General features: G+C 67.9%; 11 protein-coding genes and 1 riboswitch. Of the genes, 8 read left to right on the top strand and 3 right to left on the bottom strand.

Translation table 11 applies throughout. The features are described 5' to 3' along the window. Positions 1 to 201: 201 nt before the first annotated feature. The 7 genes from SGR02S_RS12355 to SGR02S_RS12325 all read left to right on the top strand — a co-directional run bounded on the left by SGR02S_RS12355 (position 202) and on the right by SGR02S_RS12325 (position 8109). The gene (locus tag SGR02S_RS12355) at positions 202 to 615 is read left to right on the top strand and encodes a hypothetical protein (protein WP_067110117.1); all 414 of its coding nucleotides are present in this window, start codon (positions 202 to 204) and stop codon (positions 613 to 615) included. 95 nt (positions 616 to 710) lie between these two features. Beyond that, complete coding sequence (locus tag SGR02S_RS12350) at positions 711 to 1355, top strand: YceI family protein (protein ID WP_067110115.1); 645 nt, start codon at positions 711 to 713, stop codon at positions 1353 to 1355. A gap of 211 nt (positions 1356 to 1566) precedes the next feature. Further along, positions 1567 to 3231, top strand: a complete 1665-nt coding sequence (leuA, locus tag SGR02S_RS12345; protein WP_082797121.1) for a 2-isopropylmalate synthase — start codon at positions 1567 to 1569, stop codon at positions 3229 to 3231. 167 nt (positions 3232 to 3398) lie between these two features. Next, positions 3399 to 3938 (top strand): hypothetical protein, encoded by a 540-nt coding sequence (locus SGR02S_RS12340; protein WP_067110109.1) that lies wholly within the window; start codon positions 3399 to 3401, stop codon positions 3936 to 3938. Between the two features lie 77 nt (positions 3939 to 4015). Next, a riboswitch (cobalamin riboswitch) is annotated at positions 4016 to 4218 on the top strand. A gap of 116 nt (positions 4219 to 4334) precedes the next feature. After that, on the top strand, positions 4335 to 6641 hold the full coding sequence (gene metE / locus SGR02S_RS12335; protein WP_067110133.1) for a 5-methyltetrahydropteroyltriglutamate--homocysteine S-methyltransferase: 2307 nt from the start codon (positions 4335 to 4337) through the stop codon (positions 6639 to 6641). Then, complete coding sequence (locus SGR02S_RS12330) at positions 6634 to 7041, top strand: acyl-CoA thioesterase (RefSeq protein ID WP_067110136.1); 408 nt, start codon at positions 6634 to 6636, stop codon at positions 7039 to 7041. Before metE ends, SGR02S_RS12330 begins: the two co-directional genes overlap by 8 nt. A gap of 96 nt (positions 7042 to 7137) precedes the next feature. After that, positions 7138 to 8109 (top strand): NAD(P)H-dependent flavin oxidoreductase, encoded by a 972-nt coding sequence (locus SGR02S_RS12325; protein WP_067110106.1) that lies wholly within the window; start codon positions 7138 to 7140, stop codon positions 8107 to 8109. On the opposite strand, the gene SGR02S_RS12320 is transcribed toward SGR02S_RS12325, so the two are convergent. After that, a complete protein-coding gene (locus tag SGR02S_RS12320; RefSeq protein WP_169799684.1) occupies positions 8099 to 8638 on the bottom strand; it encodes an AHH domain-containing protein in 540 nt (179 codons plus the stop codon). The two genes, SGR02S_RS12325 and SGR02S_RS12320, sit on opposite strands and share 11 nt — an antisense overlap. Continuing rightward, positions 8601 to 9473, bottom strand: coding sequence for a hypothetical protein (locus SGR02S_RS20270; protein ID WP_169799683.1), 873 nt, complete (start codon positions 9471 to 9473; stop codon positions 8601 to 8603). Before SGR02S_RS20270 ends, SGR02S_RS12320 begins: the two co-directional genes overlap by 38 nt. 181 nt (positions 9474 to 9654) lie before the next feature. Between SGR02S_RS20270 and SGR02S_RS12310 the strand changes: the two genes are divergently transcribed. Then, positions 9655 to 11136 carry a serine hydrolase domain-containing protein gene (locus SGR02S_RS12310; RefSeq protein ID WP_067110097.1) on the top strand — a complete coding sequence of 494 codons (1482 nt, stop codon included), beginning with the start codon at positions 9655 to 9657 and terminating at the stop codon, positions 11134 to 11136. A gap of 36 nt (positions 11137 to 11172) precedes the next feature. Here SGR02S_RS12310 and SGR02S_RS12305 read toward each other — a convergent pair whose 3' ends face one another. Further along, positions 11173 to 13104, bottom strand: a complete 1932-nt coding sequence (locus SGR02S_RS12305) for a potassium transporter Kup (protein ID WP_067110093.1) — start codon at positions 13102 to 13104, stop codon at positions 11173 to 11175. Between the last annotated feature and the right edge of the window lie 29 nt (positions 13105 to 13133).

Raw genomic sequence — 13133 nt, 5'->3', positions numbered from 1 at the left:
ACCCCGGCTTTCGCCGGGGAACGGCGCCTGACTTGCCTGAAGGGTATATGTCCCAACCAAGTTCAGGGTGACGAAGGGAGAATTCAGGGCGATAAAAGCGAGAAACCGTGCCGAACTCCGAATCCACAGGCCGCAGTTCGGCCTGGGTTCATCTGCGGCGGTCCATCGTTGCAGGCCACGACATCGGGAACGCGATCCGGAATGACAGGAAAAGCCGCTCTTCTGACTTGTCTCGCGGCTTTCGCCTCCGCGGCCCCAGCGCTTGCGCAGGAGGAGGAAAGCCTCGCGCAGTCGGCGCAGCCGCCGCAAAAGACCTCGATCCTCTATACCTATGGCGACGAACCCTGTCCCGAGGCGCAGGGCGACGAGATCGTCGTCTGCGCGCAGCAGCCCGAATCCGATCGCTACCGCGTCCCCAAGGAATTGCGCGAGGAGATCAAGGACGACGCCCCGGTCGGCGGCGGCAGCTGGGCGTCGCAGGTCGAGGGTTATGAGACGGTCGCCCGCGCCACCCGGCCGAACAGCTGTTCGCCGGTCGGCAGCTACGGCTTCACGGGCTGCGCCGCCGCGGCGCTGCGCGAATGGTTCGAGGCGCGGCGCGCGACGCACCCATAGGGCCATATTCCGGAAACCGTGCGTTTCGCCGCGACGACATTGACGCCGCGCCGCCCTCTCGCCTAGCCTCGCCGCTCTCGGAACAGGAGCCCCCCATGCGCCATACCCTTCCCTTCGCCGCTCTCGCGCTCGCCGTCGTCGCGGTCCCGGTCGTCCTTGCGCAGGGCGGCCCCGCCGTGCCCGGCGCGCCCGACAGGAGCCGTGTCGCCGCCGGAACCTATGCCGCCGACCCCGGCCACACGATCGTCGTGTGGGAAGTCGATCATTTCGGCTTCAGCAAATATCAGGGGATTTTCGGCGACGTGACCGGCACGCTCGTCCTCGACCCCGCCAACCCGGCGGCCGCGAAGGTCGACGTGACGATCCCGGTGTCGAAGGTGACGACGGCAAGCGCCGGACTGACCGGCCACCTGCTTCGCGCCGGCAAGGACGGCGCCAAGCCCGATTTCTTCGGCCCCGATCCCGCCGACGCGCGTTTCGTGTCGACCCGCGTCGTCCTCGACGACGATGGCGACGAGGCGAAGGTGACGGGCAACCTCACGCTCAACGGCGTGACCCGGCCGGTGACGCTCGAGGTCGATTTCCACGGCGCGGGCACCAATCCCGGCAGCAAGAAGGAAACCGTCGGCTTCGAGGCGGAGGGCGAGATTCGCCGCAGCGACTTCGGCATCCTCTATGGCATCCCGCTGGTCAGCGACCGTGTCGAGCTGAAGATTCACGCGGCGTTCGAGAAGCAGTAGGCGCCTTCCCACCGCACTTTTTGCGGCCGCCCCCTTGCCAAGCCCGCGCTTTTTGGTCATGAGCGCGGGCGATGCACATGCGCGGCCTCCTTCTTCTGCGACTTACACGCCCTTGGGCGTGACTTTCGGCCTGCGCCTTTCGCGGCGGGCCACGCGCTCAAGGGCCTGACGACACAGCATCCGAATCCACACAAGCAGAAGAAGCCAACCCATGCCCATGCTCCGCGACCCCTCGGCCAAGTACCGACCCTTTCCGCAGGTCCCGCTGGAAAACCGCCAGTGGCCCGCCCGCACGATCACTAAGGCCCCGATCTGGCTCTCGACCGATCTGCGCGACGGCAACCAGGCGCTGATCGACCCGATGGACGCCGAAAAGAAGACGCGCTTCTTCGACCTGCTCGTCAAATGCGGGCTCAAGGAGATCGAGGTCGGCTTCCCCGCCTCGGGCGCGACCGACTTCGACTATATCCAGAACCTCGTCCGCTCGGGCCGCATCCCCGACGACGTCACGCCGCAGGTGCTGACGCAGGCGCGCGCCGATCTGATCCGCACCAGCTTCGACAGCCTGGCAGGCGCGAAGACCGCGATCGTCCACCTCTACAACGCGGTCAGCCCCGCGTGGCGCCGCATCGTCTTCGGCATGGAGATGCCCGAGATCAAACAGATCGCCATCGACGGCGCGAAGCAGCTGCGCGACAATGCCGCGCGCCTGCCCGGCACCGACTGGCGCTTCGAATACAGCCCCGAGACCTTTTCGACCGCGGAGATCGATTTCAGCATCGAATGCTGCGCCGCGGTGATGGACGTGCTCCAGCCGACGGCGGACAAGCCGATCATCCTCAACCTGCCCGCGACGGTCGAGGCGGCGACGCCGAACATCTATGCCGACCAGATCGAATATTTCTGCAAGCATCTGCCGAACCGCGACCGCGCGCTGATCAGCCTGCACACGCACAACGACCGCGGCACCGGGGTCGCGGCGGCCGAACTCGGCCTGCTCGCGGGCGCCGACCGCGTCGAGGGCTGCCTGTTCGGAAACGGCGAGCGCACCGGCAACACCTGCCTCGTCACCATCGCGCTCAACATGTACACGCAGGGCGTCGACCCCGAACTGGACTTCTCCGACATCGATCAGGTCATCCAGACGGTCGAATATTGCAACCAGTTGCCTGTCCACCCGCGCCACCCCTATGGCGGCGAGCTGGTCTACACCGCCTTTTCGGGCAGCCACCAGGACGCGATCAAGAAGGGGTTCGCGGCGCGCGAGCGGCAGAACGACGACAAGTGGGAAGTCCCCTACCTGCCGATCGACCCCGCCGACCTGGGGCGCAGCTACGAAGCGGTGATCCGCGTCAACAGCCAGTCGGGCAAGGGCGGCGTCGCCTGGGTGCTCGAACAGGACAAGGGGCTGAAGCTGCCGAAGAAGATGCAGGCGAGCTTCAGCCACATCGTCCAGGCGGTGGCGGACCAGACGAGCCGCGAGCTGACCGCCGACGACATCTGGACCGCCTTCGAGGGGCATTATCTGGCGGCGGACGGCAAGCGCTTCCAGCTCGTGAGCTGGGCGGAAAGCCAGAGCGGCGCCGACCGCATCTTCGCCGGCAAGCTGACCATCGACGGCGCCGAGCGCAGCATCAGCGGCCGCGGCAACGGCCTGATGTCGAGCGTCGTCGCCGCGCTGGCCGAATCGGGTGGCCCGGCGATGGACATCGTCGATTATTCGGAACATGCGATCGGCCAGGGCAGCAACGTGCAGGCCGCCGCCTATGTCGAATGCCGCACCCCCGACGGCCGCAGCCTGTTCGGCTGCGGTCTCGACACCGATGTCGCGACCGCCAGCGTGCGCGCGATCCTGTCGGCGGCGAACGCGACCTGATCCGGACGCGGCGGCCGGGGCGGCGCGGGCCGCCCCGGCCTTCGCGCGCCCTTCCCCCTCCCGTCCGCCGCATCCCGGTCACGACTGGCCCGATCGGCGTTTCGCGGCGCGCGCATTTGGTCCTAAGCCGATGCGCGCAGCCGGGGGGCGGCGAAGGAGAAGGACCCGTGAACGCATCCCAGGCCTCGTCCGCCAGCGGCCCGAGCGCGCCCGTCGCTCCCGCCGGGCCGCTCCCCGCCGTCGGGGGAAGCAGCGACCTGTTCTGGAGCCTGCAATATTGCCGCGCGAGCGCGCTGTCGCTGACCCGTCTCGAACTGGCGCTCGCCAGCAGCGACCGGCAGCGGATCGTCGAGGCGATCGACCGCCTCCACGCGCTCGACCGCGAAATCGAGCGCAGGGTCGCAAGCCTGCCGCCGCCGCCCGATCCCGACCCCGAGCGCGAGGCGATCGACCGGCACCTCGACCGCGAGAAGATGGCGGTGGCGTTCGAGAAGCTGGCGCTCGCCAGCGGGATCAGCGGCCCCGCCCTCGCATCGCCGCCCGCCTTCGCGGCGCGCACGCGGCCCGAACCCGAGCTTTCTCATGCGGTCGAAGGGCCGCCCTTCGATCGCCGGCGGACCCATATTCTTGTTTCGCACGGTCCGAAGATCGCGCTCCTGCTGGCGATCGCGGCCGCCACCGCCGCGCTGCTGGCGACTGCCTTTTAGGATAGGGTCAGTCACCACACCGCGAGACACATATAAAGATTTCTTTATATAGCGCTTGACAGGATCGCCGCGGCGCCTATTCTGCATGCTGTCGAGGTTCTTCGCGCCGGGCATCCGGGGCGGAGCGAAGATGGGAAGCCGGTGCGAAACCGGCGCTGCCCCCGCAACTGTAAGCGGCGAGCGGCGGTCGATCATGCCACTGGTTCGGCAAGGAACCGGGAAGGCCAGACCGCTGCGGCGACCCGCGAGCCAGGAGACCTGCCTCGTCAGATACGTCCTCCGGCGGGGTGCCCGGTCAGGCCGCATGCATGGCTGCGTCCGACCCTTGCCCTGCGGACGCGGGATATCGTGCGTTCGCGTCTGTCCGTCGCCCTTGCCCCCTGCAAGGTGCTCGAAATGACTGTCAGCGTCGCCACTTTAGGCTTTCCCCGCATCGGCCTTCGCCGCGAACTCAAGGTCGCGCTCGAATCCTACTGGTCGGACAAATCGACCCTCGCCGACCTCCACGCCGCGGCGGCCGGCCTGCGCGTCGCCCATTGGGCGCGGCAGAAAGCGCTGGGGGCCGACATCCTGCCGTCGAACGATTTTTCGCTCTACGACCATGTGCTCGACACCTCGGCGCTGATCGGCGCCGTCCCGCCGCGCTACGACTGGGACGGCGAGACGGTCGATACCGATCTCTATTTCGCGATGGCGCGCGGCGCGCAGGGCGATCCGGCGCACGCCGGGTGCGGGCATGCCGCCGATACGACCGCGCAGGAGATGACCAAATGGTTCGACACCAACTATCATTTCCTCGTCCCCGAACTCACCGCCGGCCAGACCTTCCGCATCGCCTCGACCAAGATCTTCGACGAATATGACGAAGCGAAGGCGCTGGGGTATCAGACGCGCCCGGTGCTGCTCGGCCCGGTCAGCTACCTGATGCTCGCCAAAGGCAAGGCGGTCGAACCGCTCGCCCTGCTTCCCGCGCTGCTCGACACCTATGCCGAGATTCTCGCGCGGCTGGCGAAACAGGGCGCCGACTGGGTGCAGATCGACGAGCCGTGCCTTGTCCTCGATCTCGACGACGCGCAGCGCGCCGCGTTCGAGCGCGCCTATGCGCGGCTGGCGACGGCGGGGCCGCGCCTGATGCTCACCCCCTATTTCGGCGGCCTCGGCGACAATCTCGACCTCGCCGCCGAACTGCCCGTCCACGGCCTCCACCTCGACCTCGTCCGCGCGCCCGAACAACTCGGCCCGGCGCTCGACAAGGTGCGGCCGCACGTCCTGCTGTCGCTCGGCATCGTCGACGGCCGCAACATCTGGCGCGCCAACCTTCCCGACCTTTACTGGCGGCTCAAGGAACTGGCGGCGGCGCGCGACCTGATCCTCGCGCCGTCCTGTTCGCTGCTCCACGTCCCGGTCGATCTGGCGCTCGAAACCGCGCTCGATCCCGAAATCGCGCAATGGCTGGCTTTCGCGACGCAAAAGATCGAGGAACTCGCCGCGCTCGCCAAAGCGCTGAACGAGGGCGAGGATGCCGCCTTCGCCGCCTTTTCGGCGTCGCGGATGGCCGCGGTCGCCCGGGCGACCTCGCCCCGCATCCACGATCCCGCCGTCGCCGCGCGCCTGGCCGCGCTCGATGCGGACGCCGCGCGCCGGGCCGCGCCCTTCGCCGCCCGCCGCGAGGCGCAGCGCCGGCGCCTTCCGCTTCCCCGCTATCCGACCACGACGATCGGCTCCTTCCCCCAGACGGCGGAGGTCCGCAAGGCGCGCGCCGCGCATATCCGGGGCGAAATCGACGATGCGGCCTATGACCGCTATCTGAAGGTCGAAACCCGCGCCGCGATCAAGTGGCAGGAGGAGATCGGCCTCGACGTCCTCGTCCACGGCGAGTTCGAGCGCAACGACATGGTGCAATATTTCGGCGAACAGCTTGCCGGTTTCGCCTTCACCCGCAGCGGCTGGGTGCAGAGCTATGGCTCGCGCTGCGTGCGGCCGCCGATCCTCTATGGCGACGTGTCGCGCCCGCGGCCGATGACGGTCGACTGGTGGCGCTATGCCCAGGATCAGACCGACCGGCCGGTGAAGGGCATGCTCACCGGCCCGGTGACGATCCTCAACTGGTCGTTCGTCCGCGACGACCAGCCACGCGAAGCGAGCTGCCGCCAGATCGCGCTGGCGATCCGCGACGAGGTGCTGGACCTCGAGGCCGCGGGCGCCGCGATCGTCCAGATCGACGAGGCGGCGCTGCGCGAGGGACTGCCGCTGCGCCGCGGCGAATGGCCGCATTATCTGGGCTGGGCGGTCGAATGCTTTCGCATCGCGGCCTCCGGCGTGCGCGACGACACGCAGATCCACACCCACATGTGCTATTCGGAATTCAACGACATCCTTCCCGCGATCGGTGCGATGGACGCCGACGTCATCTCGATCGAAACCGCGCGGTCGCAGATGGAGCTGCTCGGGGCCTTCGCAAGCTATGCCTATCCGAACGAGATCGGTCCCGGCGTCTATGACATCCATTCGCCGCGCATTCCGGCCGAGCGCGAGATGACCGACCTGCTGACCCTCGCCGGACGGCACCTGCCGCCCGATCAAATCTGGGTGAATCCCGATTGCGGGCTCAAGACGCGCAAGTGGGACGAGGTGCGACCGGCCCTCGTCTCGATGGTCGCCGCGGCGCAGCGGATGCGGATTCGGGAGGCCTATGATGCCTGACGAAACCATGCCCGCGGACCAGCCCACGATCCGCGTCACCGCGATGCCCGCCAACGCCAATGTCTATGGCGACATCTTCGGCGGCTGGCTGATGGCGCAGATGGACCTGGCCGCGTCTTCGGTCGCATCGCTCCACGCGCGCGGCCGGGCGGTCACGGTCTCGGTGGAGGGCATGGCCTTCCACCGCCCCGTGTTCGTCGGCGACGAGGTGTCGGTCTTCGGCCGGCTGATGAAGGTCGGCCGGACCTCCATGCATGTCGAGGTCGAGGCCTGGGCGCGCGATCGCCATGCCGAGGACGGGCACAAGGTGACGCAGGCGGTCTTCATCTTCGTCGCCGTCGGCCCCGACCGGCGCCCGCGCGCGCTCGGCCGCCCGGCCGCCGTCCCTCCGCCGTCCTGACCCGTTCGCACTTGTGACAGGCGGCCGCGATCCCCCTTGCGCAGCCTTCCGTTTACGTTAAGGTCAGCCGAAACCTCTATTCGGAGAGCGACGCCCATGGCCCTTCCCGCGATTTTCGACCGCCTTCGCCTGCCCGTCATCGGTTCGCCGCTGTTCATCGTCTCGGGCCCCGACCTCGTCATCGCGCAGTGCAAGGCGGGAATCGTCGGCAGCTTCCCGGCGCTCAACGCGCGCCCGCAGACGCTGCTCGACGAATGGCTCCACCGCATCACCGAGGAACTGGCGGCGTGGGATCGCGACAATCCCGACCGTCCCTCGGCGCCATTCGCGGTCAACCAGATCGTCCATCGCTCGAACGACCGGCTCGAAGCCGATATCGCGACCTGCGAGAAGTGGAAGGTGCCGATCACCATCACCTCGCTCGGCGCGCGCGAAGAGCTGAACCAGGCGGTCCATAACTGGGGCGGCATCACGCTTCACGACGTCATCGACGACCGCTTCGCGCGCAAGGCGGTCGAGAAGGGTGCCGACGGCCTGATCCCCGTCGCGGCTGGCGCGGGCGGCCATGCCGGCACCCAGTCGCCCTTCGCGCTGGTGCAGGAAATCCGCGAATGGTTCGACGGGCCGGTCGCGCTGTCGGGCGCGATCGCGCACGGCCGCTCGATCCTTGCCGCGCAGGCCTGCGGCGCCGATCTCGCCTATATCGGCAGCGCCTTCATCGCCTGCGCCGAGGCGAACGCCGACGCCGGATACAAGGCCGGGATCGTCGAGGGGCGCGCCGCCGACATCGTCTATTCGGACCTGTTCACCGGCGTCCACGGCAATTATCTGCGCGGCTCGATCGTCAACGCCGGGCTCGACCCCGATGCGCTGCCGAAGGGCGACCTCAAGACGATGAATTTCGGTTCGGGCGGCAATACCAAGGTCAAGGCGTGGAAGGACATCTGGGGGTCCGGCCAGGGAATCGGGTCGGTGCGCGCGGTGCGCCCTGCCGCCGATTTCGTCGCCGAACTGACCGATCAATATCGCGAGGCGTGGCGCGAACTGCAGGGCAAGGTCATCGGCTGACCCCGCCGCCGAACAGCCGCTCGATCGCGTCGTCCAGATAGGGGCGATCGGCGAAAATCCGCATCGGATCGCGCCGGTTGAGCCAGAAGCCGGCACCATGCCGGTCGGTCAGCGCGCGGCGCGCGGTAACCTGCAACAGCCGCAGCCGCATCACCGCGGTCCGCCGCGCCGCGATCGGGTCGCCCGGCGCCTGCGCGGCGAAATGGGCGCGGATACGCTCGACCCGCGCGACCATCACGTCGCTGTAGCCGGGGTGCGGCCCGCGATGCAGCGCGTGGCCCGACGACAGCGCGCCGCCCTCGCTTGCCGGCAGCATCAGACCGTTGAGGTCGAAGCGCTGGAGCAGGAAGCCCTCGGCGCGCAGGCAGTCGAACATCGCCGCCATCTGCGGCCGGCGGAGCAGCAGGACGGGCAGCAGGTGATGGCGCTGGAAACCGGGCCGCGGCGGCGGCGCCCCGCGCCATCGCCGCGAATCGCACCGCAACGCGGCCTCAGCCGCCGCGGTCGAAGGCGACGTCCACCACCGCATGTCCCCGATCGGCATCGAGGCGCGGCGACAGATCGACCCATTCGCCCTGTTGCAGCCCGCGCGCGCGCTGCGTTTCGAGGATCGGGCCGTTGACCATGATGTCGAGCGCGAGGCGCGCCAGCCGCCGCACCATGTCCGCCACCGTCCAGCCGGCCGGGATCGCGGCGGTGAGTTCCTGCCCGGCAAAGGCGGCGAGCCCGCGCGTCCCGACATGCGCGCCGCCCGCCGTTTCGTGCCGGCGAAAGGCGACGAGGTGCAGGACGGGCGGCATGCCGCTCGTCAGCATCTCGGCAACCGCGGCGCGGAACTGCGGGGCGTCGGACCACAGCCGCGCGGGGGACCAGAAGATGTGGCTCGCGTCGAACAGGTCGATCAGCAGCACCAGCGTCTTGAACAGCTCGCGCATGCGCGTGGCCTGACCGCCCCCGGCGGATGGGGTCGCGCCGCCCGGTACGACGAACGCCCAGCATCGCCCGGCCTCGCGCCAGTCGGGCGGCAGCCCTGCCGCAAGCTGGCTGGTCGCCGGCGCGTCGGGATCGGCAAAATCGAGCGCAGGCGCGCCCGCCGGTGCGGCGACCAGTTCCGTCGCGCCGAGCCGCAGGTGGAATGTCGGCGCGTCGGGCCCCGTCGCCAGCAGCCCGCCCTGCCCGTCCGCCGCAACGCCTTCCGGTCGCAAGCCCATGTGACGCAGCGCGCGCTCGATCTCGGCCGGCGACCGGCGCCCGAAACCCTGCGCGACGATCAGCGCAAAGGGACCAGCCGAAACCAGCCCCCTCGTCCCTTCATTGCTGTTGTCGTCGCCATCCATCGCCGCGCCGGCCTTCGTCGATCGCACCGGGCATCGCAGGACGGGCGCCCTTGATCAAATGCTAATTGCGATCCTGTCGACAAGTTAATCCGCCGCCGCGCGGCAGGTCATCGTCCCGCAGCATAGCGTCGACCTATACCCCATCGGCATTGTTTCGATTGCCAGCCTTCGCTCGACGGATATTTTCGTTCGCCAGAGAGGTTCCTTCATGTCGCGACGCTGGATTTGGCACGCCACCCTTGGCGCCGCGCTGCTCGGCTCCCTCGGCCTGCCGTCGGCAGCTTTTGCCCAGACGTCGCCGCAAACCGCCTATAACGTCCCGACGGAGCAACTCGCCGGCCTCGCCGATTTCATCGATGGCGTGATGGCCCAGCAGATCGCGACGCGCGAGGTTGCGGGCGCGGTCGTCATCGTCGTTCATCAAGGCCGCGTGCTGCTCGCGCGGGGCTATGGCTTCGCGGACGTCGACCAGGGCGTCCCGGTGGACCCGCAACGGACCCTGTTCCGGCTGGCCTCCGTGTCCAAGCTGTTCACCTGGGCGGCTCTGATGCAGCAGGTCGAGGCCGGCCGCGTCAGCCTCGATGCCGATGTGAACGACTATATCGACTTTCCCATTCCGCCGTTCGAAGGGCAGCCGATCCGGGTGCGCGATCTGATGGCGCATACGCCGGGCATGAGCGATACGGGCAGAATCACCGCACGGTCGGTCGACGAACTCGTCCCCTATGGCGATTGGCTGAAAGCGCATGTCCCGCAACGGCTGTGGCCCGCGGGCACCGAGATATCCTATTCCAACTATGGCGCGGCGCTGGCCGGCTATATCGTCGAGCGGGTTTCGGGCGAACCCTTCGCCGACTATGCCGAACGCCACCTCTTCGCGCCGCTCGGCATGGAATCGGCGAGCTTTCGCGAACCCCTGCCCGCCCCGCTCGCCCCGCGCGTGGCCAAGGGCTACCGGCTGAGGGACGGACGCTTCGTCGCAAAGCCGTTCGAACTGTACAGCCAAATCATGCCCGGCGGTTCGGGAACCGCAAGCGCCCCCGATGTCGCGCGGTTCATGATGGCGATGCTGAACGGCGGCGCGATCGGCGCGGCGCGAATCCTGAAACCCGAATCGGTCGCGCTGCTGATGCGCGATTCGCATGCCAATGCCCCCGGCCTGCCCGGCATGGCGCACGGCTTCTTCTTCATCCGCAACGCCGGACCGCGCCTCGTCGGCCATGGCGGCAATACCGTCGATTTCCATTCGCGCCTGATCCTCGCCCCTGAAGCCGGCCTCGGCATCTTCGTGTCCGAAACCGGCGGGCCGGGCAGTTATGGCGCGCGTACCGAATTGACGGACGCGCTGATCGGCCGGATCTTTCCGCAAAAGCCGGCGCCGCGCGCCGCCGCGCCCGCGGGCGAGGTCGTGCCGGTCGGTGCCTATCGCACCAACCGGCGTAACTATAATGTCCCCGCCAAACCCGACCGCGACCTCCAGATCAGCGCCGCGGGCGCCGATGCGATCACCGTCACGCGCCAGAAATCGACGACCTATTGGGAACGGATCGGCCCGCTGCTGTTCGAACAGGTCACCGGCGCGCGTGCGGGCGGCCCTTATGAACAATTGCGCTTTTATGGCGAGGACGGACGCTGGCGCTTGTCCTTCTCCTCGCAGCCCCACGTCGCCTATCATCGGGTTCAGCCCTGACCGATCGGGGCCGCGCACGTCCAAACAGGACAGAATCTAAATCGCGACCTGGCTGCCCAGTTCGACGACGCGGTTGGTCGGCAGGCGGAAATATTCCATCGCGCTTTCCGAATTGCGCAGCATCCACGCGAACAGTTTCTCGCGCCAGATCGGCATGCCCGGCTTGCTCGCCGCGATCAGCGTCTGGCGCGACAGGAAGAAGCTGGTCTCGATCATCCGGAATTCGCCGCCGCAACTGGTGACGCGCTTCAGCGCCGCGGGCACGTCGACGGGCTGCATGAAGCCATAGTTCAGCACCAGCCGGTGGAAGCCCTTGCCCAGATCCTCGAGCAGGCAGGAATTCTCCTCCTTCACGAAGGGGACATCGGCGATCTTGACCGTCAGCAGGATGATCCGTTCGTGCAGCACCTTGTTGTGCTTGAGGTTGTGGAGCAGCGCGTGCGGCACCCCGTCGGCGGTGGAGGTCATGAACACCGCGGTGCCGGGGACGCGCGTCGCGCTGTCGGCGGCGGACTTCACGAACACCGGGATCGGCATCGCGCCTTCGGCCATCCGCTGCTGCATCAGCTTGCGCCCGCGCGACCAGGTGGTGAGCATGGTGAAGATGCTGAGACCGATCGCCAGCGGCACCCAGCCGCCGTCGGGAACCTTGATCAGGTTGGCGGCGAAATAGGCGATGTCGACGACGAAGAACAGCACGAGCAGCGGCACCGCCTTCCACGCCGGCCACTTCCACAGCATGAACAGCACGACGCACATCAGACAGGTGTCGATGAACATCGCGCCGGTCACCGCAATGCCATAGGCCGCGGCAAGATTGCTCGACGATCCGAAGAAGAGGACGAGGATGATGACCATCGTCATCAGGAACCAGTTGACGACCGGGATATAGATCTGCCCCGCCGCGGAGGCGCTGGTATGTTCGACGCGCAGGCGCGGGATGAAACCGAGTTGGATCGCCTGCTGGGTCAGGGAGAAGGCGCCGGAGATCACCGCCTGGCTGGCGATGATCGTGGCCGCGATCGCCAGCATCACGACGGGAATGCGCCAGCCTTCTGGCATCATCAGGAAGAAGGGATCCTGGATCAGCCCGAGCCGCTGTCCCAGATCGGCCTCGAGCACCATCGCCCCCTGCCCCATATAGTTGAGCATCAGCGCCGGCAGCACGAAGCAGAGCCACGACAGGCCGATCGGCGCGCGCCCGAAATGGCCCATGTCGGCATAGAGCGCCTCTGCCCCCGTCACCGCGAGGACGACCGCGCCGAGCGCGATGAAGGCGGTGAACCCGTCGTAATAGAAGAATTTCAGCGCGTTGATCGGGTTGATCGTGTGCAGGATGATCGACGGATGATCGACGATATGCGTCACGCCCAGCACCGCGAGCATCAGGAAATAGGCGAGCATGATCGGGCCGAACAGCGCCCCGACCTTTGCCGTCCCGCGCGATTGCAGCGCGAAGATGCCGATCAGGATCGCCAGCGCGATCGGCACGATATAAGGCTCGAACCCCTCGTTGACATAGCTCAGCCCCTCGGTCGCCGAGAGCACCGACATAGCGGGGGTGATCATGCTGTCGCCATAGAAGAGCGCGGTCGCGAACACCCCCAGCAGCACGATCGGCCAGGTCCAGCGCGCCTCGCCCGACGAGCGGCTGATCAGCGCCAGCAGCGCGAGGCTGCCGCCCTCGCCCTTGTTGTCGGCCTTCATGATCGTCAGCACATATTTGAAGGTGACGACCAGCATCATCGACCAGAAGACCAGGCTGAGCACGCCATAGATGTGCAGCCGGTCGGCGTCGATCGAATGATGCCCGGCGAAAGTTTCGCGAAACGCGTAGAGCGGGCTGGTGCCGATGTCGCCGAAAACGACGCCGATCGCGCCGACGGCCAGCTTGATCCGGCCGTCGCCGGCGTGCCCGTGCGGCGCGTGGCCGGCACCGGCGTCTCCTTCGACGGCCATGCCGGTCATCCCCGCCGCCTGTTGCGACTCAGCAGTCA

This window comes from Sphingopyxis granuli NBRC 100800 (genome assembly GCF_001591045.1).
Classification (GTDB): domain Bacteria; phylum Pseudomonadota; class Alphaproteobacteria; order Sphingomonadales; family Sphingomonadaceae; genus Sphingopyxis; species Sphingopyxis granuli.
This window is presented reverse-complemented; position numbering and strand designations above follow the sequence as displayed.

Bases quoted from the DNA above. Each gene is read 5' to 3' on its own strand.
- SGR02S_RS12355 (WP_067110117.1), top strand. From the start codon at position 202: ATGACAGGAAAAGCCGCTCTTCTGACTTGTCTCGCGGCTTTCGCCTCC.
- SGR02S_RS12350 (WP_067110115.1), top strand. From the start codon at position 711: ATGCGCCATACCCTTCCCTTCGCCGCTCTCGCGCTCGCCGTCGTCGCG.
- leuA (WP_082797121.1), top strand. From the start codon at position 1,567: ATGCCCATGCTCCGCGACCCCTCGGCCAAGTACCGACCCTTTCCGCAG.
- metE (WP_067110133.1), top strand. From the start codon at position 4,335: ATGACTGTCAGCGTCGCCACTTTAGGCTTTCCCCGCATCGGCCTTCGC.
- SGR02S_RS12330 (WP_067110136.1), top strand. From the start codon at position 6,634: ATGCCTGACGAAACCATGCCCGCGGACCAGCCCACGATCCGCGTCACC.
- SGR02S_RS12325 (WP_067110106.1), top strand. From the start codon at position 7,138: ATGGCCCTTCCCGCGATTTTCGACCGCCTTCGCCTGCCCGTCATCGGT.
- SGR02S_RS12320 (WP_169799684.1), bottom strand. From the start codon at position 8,638: ATGCGGTGGTGGACGTCGCCTTCGACCGCGGCGGCTGAGGCCGCGTTG.
- SGR02S_RS12310 (WP_067110097.1), top strand. From the start codon at position 9,655: ATGTCGCGACGCTGGATTTGGCACGCCACCCTTGGCGCCGCGCTGCTC.
- SGR02S_RS12305 (WP_067110093.1), bottom strand. From the start codon at position 13,104: ATGACCGGCATGGCCGTCGAAGGAGACGCCGGTGCCGGCCACGCGCCG.